We start from the raw sequence: 8,221 nt of genomic DNA, 5'->3' as shown, positions 1-8,221 counted from the left end.
GTCGATGCTGTCCAGCGTGGGCGCCTGGAGCGCCACCGGCTATTCCCCGGCGCGGCGCGATTGTCCCCAGGTGCCCGCCAGCAGCTGCTGGAGCCAGAGGTAGGAGTCCTTCGGGGTCCGGGTGAGGGTGTCGTAGTCGACGTGCACGAGCCCGAACCGCTCGGTGAAGCCCTCGGCCCACTCGAAGTTGTCGAGCAGAGACCAGGTGAAGTAGCCGCGTACGTCGACGCCGTCCTCGATCGCCCGGGCGATCGCGCGCAGGTGGCCGTCGTGGTAGTCGATCCGCGCCTGGTCGGAGACCCGTCCGTCGACGACCTTGTCGTGATAGGAGCAGCCACTCTCGGTGACGTAGAGCGGCGGCAGCGCGTCGCCGTACCGCTGGTGGAAGGTGGTCAGGATCTCCCGCAGCCCGTCGGGAACGATCGCCCAGCCGAAGTCGGTGGTCGGTACGCCGGTGATCCGGCGCAGCTCGAACGGCATCCCCTCGGGCAGCGCCGCACCCTCCAGCACCGGTGACTCCTCACCCGCCGCGCCGGGCACACCGACCAGGGTCGGCTGGTAGTAGTTGACGCCGAACCAGTCCAGCGGCGTCGAGATCACCGCCAGGTCGTCGGCGACCGGTCCAGGCATGAACCCCTCCATCCCGTCGGGGTAGGACCCGCGCAGGATCGGGTCGGCGAAGAGCCAGTTCGCCAGGGTGTCGTACGCCGCCGCGGCCTCGCGGTCCTCGGCGGAGTCGCTCGCGGCCCAGGTCGGGGTGTGGTTCGACGCGATCCCGATGTTGGTGGCGCCGGCGGCCCGCAGCGCCTGGACGGCGAGTCCGTGGCCGAGCAGCTGGTGGTGGGCGACGGGGAGCGCGTCGAAGCCGAGGCTCTGGCCGGGTGCGTGGGTCCCGATGGCGTGGCCGAGCATCGTGACCACGACCGGCTCGTTGAGCGGCATCCACATCGAGACCCGGTCACCGAGCCGGTCGGCGACGATCGTGGCGTAGTCGGCCAGCCGCTGCGCGGTCTCCCGGCTCTGCCAGCCGCCGGCGTCCTGGAGCGGCTGCGGCAGGTCCCAGTGGTAGAGCGTCACGGCCGGCTCGATGCCGGCCTCCAGCAGCGCGTCGACCAGCTTGTCGTAGAAGGCGAGCCCGGCCTCGTTGGCCGGTCCGGACCCGGTCGGCTGGATCCGCGGCCAGGCGACGGAGAACCGGTAGGAGTCGATGCCGAGGTCCTTCATCAGCGCGACGTCCTCCGGCCATCGGTGGTAGTGGTCGCACGCGACCGCGCCCGTCTCGCCGTTCTTGATCCGGCCGGGCTCCGTGCTGAACGTGTCCCAGATCGAGGTGCCGCGGCCGTCCTCGCCGACGGCTCCCTCGATCTGGTACGACGCCGTCGACACGCCGTACGTGAAGTCGGCGGGGAGGGCGGGGAAATCGGTCATCGGGACTCCTTCATCGAACGGACTTGATCTGGAAGACGAGCACGGCGCCGGCGAGGGCGGCGGCGGCCGCCGCGGCATAGAGGGCTGGGTATCCCAGGGTGGCGACGAGCGGCGCGGCGATGACCGGAGCGAGCACCTGCGGCAGCGCGTTGGCGATGTTGATGACGCCGAGGTCCTTGCCGCGGTCGGCGGCCTCGGGAAGGACGTCGATCATCAGGGCAAGGTCGACGGAGGTGAAGATCCCCATGCCCAGCCCGAGCACGATGACGGCAGCCACCGTCGTCGGCCAGGTGCTCCAGCCCCCGAGACTCAGGGTGGACCCGGCCATGACGACTCCGGCGACGAGCACGAAGACGCGCCGACGCCCGATGCGGTCCGACAACGCACCGGCGCCGACCACGGTGACGAGCAGGGCCAGCGAGTTGAGCGCGGAGAGCAGGAAGACACCGGTCTCCGGGTCGGCGTAGCCGACCTCGTCGTCGAGGTAGTAGAGGAGGTAGACCAGGCCGATCGCGAAACCCAGGTTGATCAGGAACCGGGTCAGCCAGGCCCAGGCGAAGTCCGGGTGGCGGCGCGGGCTGACCCAGAACCCCTTCGCGAACGTCGTCCACGAGAACGGTGGCCGGTCGGCGCGGTCGAGCACGAGGTCGCGGCGCATCACGACGTACGGCACGGTCGCGATCACCAGGAAGGCCGCGCAGGCGAGGTAGCCGCCGGTGATGCCGCCGGCGGCAGCGGCGAGCCCGGCACCGACGACCGAGCCGACGGTCTGCGCCAGGCCGAGGTAGCCGCCCACGGTGCCGCGCTGGCGGTGGGGAACGTGGTCGGGTACGGCAGCCGTGATGGCCGCGAGGTTGGCGTTGAGGGAGAGCTGCGCGAGACACCAGCCGGCGGTCACGACGGTGAGGTTGGGCGCGAAGGCGAGCAGGACCAGGCTCGCGACGCCGCCGGTCGTGCCGGCCACGATCCAGGGGAGGCGGCGTCCGAACCGGGAGGTCGTACGGTCCGAGAGCGCACCGAAGATCGGGTTCGCGGCCGTCGAGAAGAGCGCACCGATGCCGAGGATCCAGGCGAGCGCCGCCTCCTTGTCGTCTCCGGCGAAGCGCTCCGCCTGGATCCCGAGCAGGGTCAGGATCGGGCCGAACCAGGCGGTGTAGAGGCCGGCGTTCGCGAGCGAGATCGCGGCGACCCACGGCCGGGTCGCCCGCTCGGTGGGTGCGGCGAGCCCGGTGCTCACAGGAAGGCGGTGCCTTCGCCACGGTAGGTCGCGACCTCGCCGACGAGGGCGCCGTCGTCGACGACGTGGAAGGCGTCGAGGTGCTCGGACAGCTCGCCGGCCTTGGTGTGCCGGAACCACACCCGGTCGTCGATCCTCAGACCGGCCGCGCCGGGGCCGGTCAGCGGCGTCTGCACCTCGCCGGCGCCCTCGGCGGGCAGCAGCTTGAGCCCCCGCGGCCAGACGGGTGCCGGCAACCGGTCGGCCCCGGCGGCTCCGGAGGCGATCCAGCCGCCGCCGAGCACGGTGGCGTGGCGCGGTGAGGGGCGGCGTACGACGGAGAGGACGAAGTACGCCGCGGGCCGCGGTGTGAACCGGGTGTAGTGGTCGAACAGGTGCGGTCCGAACAGGCCGGATCCCGCGGCGATCTCGGTGACCGCGGACTCCGCGCGGGTCGTCTCGATGCTGCCGGTGCCGCCACCGTTGACGAACTCCAGCGGAGCGATCCGGCGGACCGCGCTGACCGCGGCGGCACGACGCTCCGCCAGCTCGCGCGCGGAGAGCCACTGCACCGCACGGACCGCGTGCTTGCGCAGACCCGGCTGGTCGTCGCCGACGCCGGCGATCTGGCCCTCGTAGCCCATCATGCCGACCAGCCGATACCGCGGACGGGCCACGATCGCACGGGCGAGCTTCGCGGCCTGCTCGGGCGTGTGCACGGGGGAGCGGCGGGCGCCGAGGTGCACGAGTCCGCCGGCGAGCCGCAGCGAGGCGTCGAGCTCGAGGCAGACCCGGATCGGTGGCCCGTCGCGGCCGACGACCGAGTCGATCAGGTCGAGCTGGTCGACGCTGTCGACCATGATCGTGACGCGGTCGGCGAGCAGCTCGTCGGAGGCCAACGTACGCAGGGCGACCCGGTCGACGCTCGGGTAGCCGACCACCACGTCGTCGACCTCGCGGGCCAGCCAGAGAGCTTCGGGAAGGGTGTAGGCCAGCACGCCCCGGAAGCCCGGCATCGCCAGCACGTCCCTGATCACGGCTCGCGACCGCACCGACTTGCTGGCCACCCGGATCGGGATGCCGGCGGCGCGGCGCACCAGGTCGGCGGCGTTGGTCCGGAGCGCGCCGAGGTCCAGCACGCCGTAGGGCGTCTCGAGGTCGGAGGTCGCCTCCGCGAGCGCGCGGTAGGAGGTCGCTGGGGAGGTGGTCATCAGGCTCATCGTCCCAGCACTCGTTCCAGGTAGGGGTTGGTGAACAGGCGCGCCGGGTCGAGCCGGTCGCGGAGGGCGACGAAGTCGTCGTAGCGGGGGTAGACCTCGCGCAGCGACGCCGCGTCGAGCCGGTGCATCTTGCCCCAGTGCGGCCGGCCGCCGGCGGCGCCGAGGACGTCCTCGCAGATGCCGAACCAGCGCTCGTGCGGCATCCGGTGGTATTGGTGGAAGGCCACGACGGCCGAGTCGCGCTCGTAGGCCGGCGAGAGCCAGATGTCGTCGTGACGTACGAACCGGACCTCGAAGGGGAACGACACCGCCTCGTCGTGGGTGTCGACCCACCGCTTCAGCTCGCGCAGCGCCGGCACGAGCGCGTCGCGCGGCACGAAGTACTCACCCTCCCGGAAACGTACGTCCCGGTCGGAGGCGAACACGTTCGGGGCCAGGTCGGTGAAGTCGCGTGCGGAGATCGCCTTGGTCACGAACCGGGTGATGCCGGGCACCAGGCGCGGGAAGCGGGTGCCTGCGCGGAGCATCGCCTCGAAGCCGATGTTGGTGACGATCCGGTCGTCGAGAGTGCGGGCGAACCGGCTCATCGGACGCAGCTCGCTGTCGCCGGGCAGGCGCTGGAACTTCCTGGTGAGCGCGGTCGTCGTGTGCGGGAACCAGAAGAACTCGAAGTGGTCGTTGGTGGCGACCAGCTCGTCGACGCCGTCGAGCACCTCCTCGAGCGGCGCGGCCGCGTCGACGGCCCGCAGCGCATAGAGCGGCACGCACTGCAGCGTCACCTTGGTGATCACACCGAGCGCGCCGAAGGAGACCCGGGCGGCCTCGAACAGCTCGGGCCGCTCGGTCGCCGAGCACTGCACGACCGACCCGTCGGCGAGGACGAGCTCGAGGCCGCGTACCTGGGTCGAGATGCTGCCGAACGCGGCGCCGCTGCCGTGGGTGCCGGTCGAGATCGCGCCGGCGAGGGTCTGCCGGTCGATGTCGCCGAGGATCTCCATCGCCAGCCCGTGCTCGGCCAGGATCGGATTGAGCCGGTGCAGCGGGATGCCCGCGTCGACCGTCACGAGTCCGGACTCGCGGTCGACCGAATGGATGCCGTCGAGCCGGTCCGGCCGCAGCTGTACGCCGGGAGCGACCGCCGCGCCCGTGAACGAGTGTCCCGAGCCGATCATCCGGACCTTCAGTCCGTCGCGGGAGGCCTCCTTGACGGCGGCCGACACCTCGTCGGTCGTCGCGGGGGAGGCCACGCGTGCGGGGGTGACCCGCTCGGTGCCCGCCCAGTTCTGCCAGGTCACGATGTCCCTCCCAGGACCGGATAGTGGTCGGAGTAGTCGGTGTAGGTCGTCCCGCCGGAGGTCCACGGCGGCGAGGTCGGCGTCAGGGTGGTGTTGGTCCATCCCCGAGGCTGCGGGTGGCCGCGCCGGAACAGCACGTAGTCGAGCTGCTCGCGCCCGCCCGAGCTCGCCAGCGGGTTGGTCTCCGGGTCCCAGCTGTAGGGATGCCCGGCGAAGGCCGGGGCGGAGGCGTCGAGCGCGGTCAGCATGGTGGCGTACTCGGGGGACTCCTTGACCACGTTGAGATCGCCGGTGATCACGATCGGCTCGTCGGCCGGGATCGCGAGCCCGTCGAGGAAACCGTCGAGCTCGGCGAACTGCTCGGCCCGGACCTCGGCCCCACGACCGAAGCAGGCGGAGTCCTCGGCCTGGACGTGGGTGCCGACCACGTGTACCGGTCGGCCGTCGACGTCGAGGCGGGCGTAGACGAACCCCTTGTTCGCGAACCAGTCGGCGCCGCACCCGTCGGCGTACACGTACTGGACCCGGTGCGTGATCGGCCAGCGGCTCAGGATCGTCACGCCGCCGTCCTCGGGGGTCAGCGAGGAGTAGGACCCGAGGGTCTCGTCCCAGCCCGAGCGGGAGCGGCCGAGGACCGGTGTCTGGTGGGGATACTGGCTGGCCAGGCGGGACTTGAGGGTGTCGGACGGGCCGTTGTCGAAGGCCTCCTCCAGCACCACCACGTCGTGCCCACGCAGGTGGTCGGCCTCGGCGAACAGGCCCGCCCGGTTGCCGTTGGCCTTCCCACCCAGGATCGTCGGCAGCATCGCGACGTTGTGGGTCAGGATGCTCAGGTCGGGCGGCGGGGCCGCTGCCGAGGCCGCCGGGCCGGGAACCAACGTCGCGGCAAGTGCGCACGCCGCCGCGATGCCCACCGCTGCGGACCTCATCGGCCCACGACCGAGAACGTCGGGCTGGTGCCGCTGATCGACCGGATGGTTCCGAGCAGGCTCCGGGCATCGCCGAAGTAGCGGATCCGATAGCTCCCGGGCGCCACGTCCTCGGGTACGTCCCAGGTGATCGTCACCTTCGACGCGGCGACGCCGTAGCGCTGCCAGTGCAGCTTCGTCGACCAGTCGCCGTCGTCGGCGATCCGCTGCCACCCGTCCGGCGTACGCCGCTCCACGGTGAGGTAGCTGCCCTCGTGGTGCAGGTCGTTGTTGGGATGCGCACCGGCGAAGGTCACGCTCACCTGCTCGCCCGGTCCGTACGTCGCGCCCGGCGCGGTCAGCACGTCGCCGTAGCCCTTCCCGATCGGCGGCGCGTCAGCCACCACCGCACCCTGGAGCGAGGCGAGCTGGCCGGCGCTGCGGTCGCGCTCCTTCTCGCCGAGCGGTACGTCGACCCCGTCCCGCATCGCGGCACCGAGGTCGGCCGCGGTCTGCATGAACGCAGGGAGCTCGTAGCGCCCGAAGAGCGTCGAGGCGCCCTCGTACTCCTTGGCCTCGTACTCCTCCGGCGTGGTCAGGTAGTGCGCGTAGGCGTTGGCGTAGCCCTGCACCAGCACGTGGTCGATGTCGGTGCCGACCGCCTCGGCGACCGCCTGTCGCAGCCGCAGACCGGACACCACGGTCACCTCGGCCGGCATCCCGACGAGGTAGAGGTCGCCGACCCGGACCAGCTGCACCGGCAGCTTCTGCTGCACCATGTCGAGCGCTCCGACCGGGAGCAGGATCTCCTTCGACCCCTGGCACGCACGCAGCGCCGGGCTCGCGGTGTAGAGCGCCTCGGAGATCGCCGCGACCGCCGGGTTGCCGCCGTCCTTGCCCTCCTTGAAGATCGGCAGCCCGCCGCCGCCGTCCTCGGTGCTGCCCGCCGCGAACGCCGCGCCGAGCGCGGCCGGGCAGGTGGTGTGCGGCTTCCCGTCGGGGGTGAACTCGGGGCGTACCGCGGTGTTCGCGAGGTTCACGTAGACGATCCGGGAGTCGACGCCCCCGCTCAGCGCGCGGTCGTCGTCGAGCCCGCGGCGGGCGGCGTCGTACGTCCTCGTGCCGATGATCCGGGTGTTCTCGAACTGGTCCGTGGTCGGGCCGTCGGAGGGCCGCAGGTTGAGGTTCGGCGACATGTCGCCGGAGTTGGTCTGCGCGAAGGACGCGACGAAGCCGGGGTCGTCGCTGTCCGCGACGTAGTCGACGCCGCGGGCGAGCCGCTCCCAGGCATACTCGGCGTAGCCCTTGTTGTCGGGGCTCACCAGGGTGTTGTTGGTCGACATGCTGGTCGCGTGGACCGGGAACCAGTTGATGACGCCGTCGAGCTCGCCCGCGCGGCGCACCTGGAGCGTGGTGCTCCGGGTGTCGACGCCGCCGGGGAAGTGGGCCTTGTCGGCCTCCGGGTTGCGGTCGAACGCCGTCTTCGAGCGGTTGACGTTGGCGTTGGTGAGCTCGCTGGTCGACAGGCTCAGCTCGGCCGGAGCGAGGTCGGCGTCGGCCCGCACGACGGAGGAGACGATCCCGTCGACGAGCGCGCGGAACGTCTTGCCGTGGTAGCCCAGCGTGGTGACGTTGTAGAGCGTGTGGTGCGAGAAGCCGCCCGGCGCCGCGTGCGTGTGGGTAGCCGTCAACATCACGTTGCGCTCGGAGTAGGTGTCGCCGAAGCGCTGCTCGAGCTTCGCCAGCACGGCGTCGCGGACGCTCTGGAAGATCATCCCGGCGTCGGCGAGGACGTGGACCACGCGCTCGCCCGAGTCCGGGTCGGCGATCACGAACGCCCGGGCGCGCTGGCGCATGTGCAGGCCGCTGCTGACCTGGCCGAGGTCGGCGTACCCCATCATCCCGGCCTCGGCGACCTCGCCGGTGACGTCGGCGATGCCGCGGCCGACCAGGAAGTCCTCGCCCCGGTCGGTCGCGGCCCGTGCGGTGCTCGACGGGGTGGTTGTCGCGCTCGCCGAAGGCGGTGCCGCCGCGAGTCCGAGCGCAGCGACCGTCACCGCCGCTGTGGCCGTCGCCGTCTTCCAGGTGACCCAAGTCATACCCGGAGGATGCCTGCCCGTGGCAGTGTGGGTCAAGGGTCCTGGACAAATGACC

6 protein-coding genes are annotated in these 8,221 nt (G+C 71.7%); all 6 read right to left on the bottom strand.

From position 1 onward, the window contains the following. Positions 1–39: 39 nt before the first annotated feature. From ACFU7D_RS12065 to ACFU7D_RS12040, 6 genes are read right to left on the bottom strand one after another with little or no spacing between them, the layout of a single operon-like run. Positions 40–1,428 (bottom strand): GH1 family beta-glucosidase, encoded by a 1,389-nt coding sequence (locus ACFU7D_RS12065; RefSeq protein WP_378867314.1) that lies wholly within the window; start codon positions 1,426–1,428, stop codon positions 40–42. 10 nt (positions 1,429–1,438) lie between these two features. Beyond that, positions 1,439–2,665 carry an MFS transporter gene (locus ACFU7D_RS12060; RefSeq protein WP_378867312.1) on the bottom strand — a complete coding sequence of 409 codons (1,227 nt, stop codon included), beginning with the start codon at positions 2,663–2,665 and terminating at the stop codon, positions 1,439–1,441. Then, the gene (locus tag ACFU7D_RS12055) at positions 2,662–3,855 is read right to left on the bottom strand and encodes an amino acid deaminase/aldolase (protein WP_378867310.1); all 1,194 of its coding nucleotides are present in this window, start codon (positions 3,853–3,855) and stop codon (positions 2,662–2,664) included. Before ACFU7D_RS12055 ends, ACFU7D_RS12060 begins: the two co-directional genes overlap by 4 nt. 5 nt (positions 3,856–3,860) lie before the next feature. Then, the gene (locus ACFU7D_RS12050) at positions 3,861–5,159 is read right to left on the bottom strand and encodes a D-arabinono-1,4-lactone oxidase (protein WP_378867308.1); all 1,299 of its coding nucleotides are present in this window, start codon (positions 5,157–5,159) and stop codon (positions 3,861–3,863) included. Then, positions 5,156–6,088 carry a sphingomyelin phosphodiesterase gene (gene sph / locus ACFU7D_RS12045; RefSeq protein ID WP_378867306.1) on the bottom strand — a complete coding sequence of 311 codons (933 nt, stop codon included), beginning with the start codon at positions 6,086–6,088 and terminating at the stop codon, positions 5,156–5,158. Before sph ends, ACFU7D_RS12050 begins: the two co-directional genes overlap by 4 nt. Further along, the gene (locus ACFU7D_RS12040; protein WP_378867303.1) at positions 6,085–8,166 is read right to left on the bottom strand and encodes a neutral/alkaline non-lysosomal ceramidase N-terminal domain-containing protein; all 2,082 of its coding nucleotides are present in this window, start codon (positions 8,164–8,166) and stop codon (positions 6,085–6,087) included. The genes sph and ACFU7D_RS12040 overlap by 4 nt, the downstream gene beginning before the upstream one ends. Between the last annotated feature and the right edge of the window lie 55 nt (positions 8,167–8,221).

It is taken from the genome of Nocardioides sp. NPDC057577 (assembly GCF_042801335.1).
GTDB lineage: Bacteria > Actinomycetota > Actinomycetes > Propionibacteriales > Nocardioidaceae > Nocardioides.
This window is presented reverse-complemented; position numbering and strand designations above follow the sequence as displayed.

Coding starts and splice junctions, on each gene's coding strand:
- ACFU7D_RS12040 (WP_378867303.1), bottom strand. CDS start 8,166: ATGACTTGGGTCACCTGGAAGACGGCGACGGCCACAGCGGCGGTGACG.
- ACFU7D_RS12055 (WP_378867310.1), bottom strand. CDS start 3,855: ATGACCACCTCCCCAGCGACCTCCTACCGCGCGCTCGCGGAGGCGACC.
- sph (WP_378867306.1), bottom strand. CDS start 6,088: ATGAGGTCCGCAGCGGTGGGCATCGCGGCGGCGTGCGCACTTGCCGCG.
- ACFU7D_RS12065 (WP_378867314.1), bottom strand. CDS start 1,428: ATGACCGATTTCCCCGCCCTCCCCGCCGACTTCACGTACGGCGTGTCG.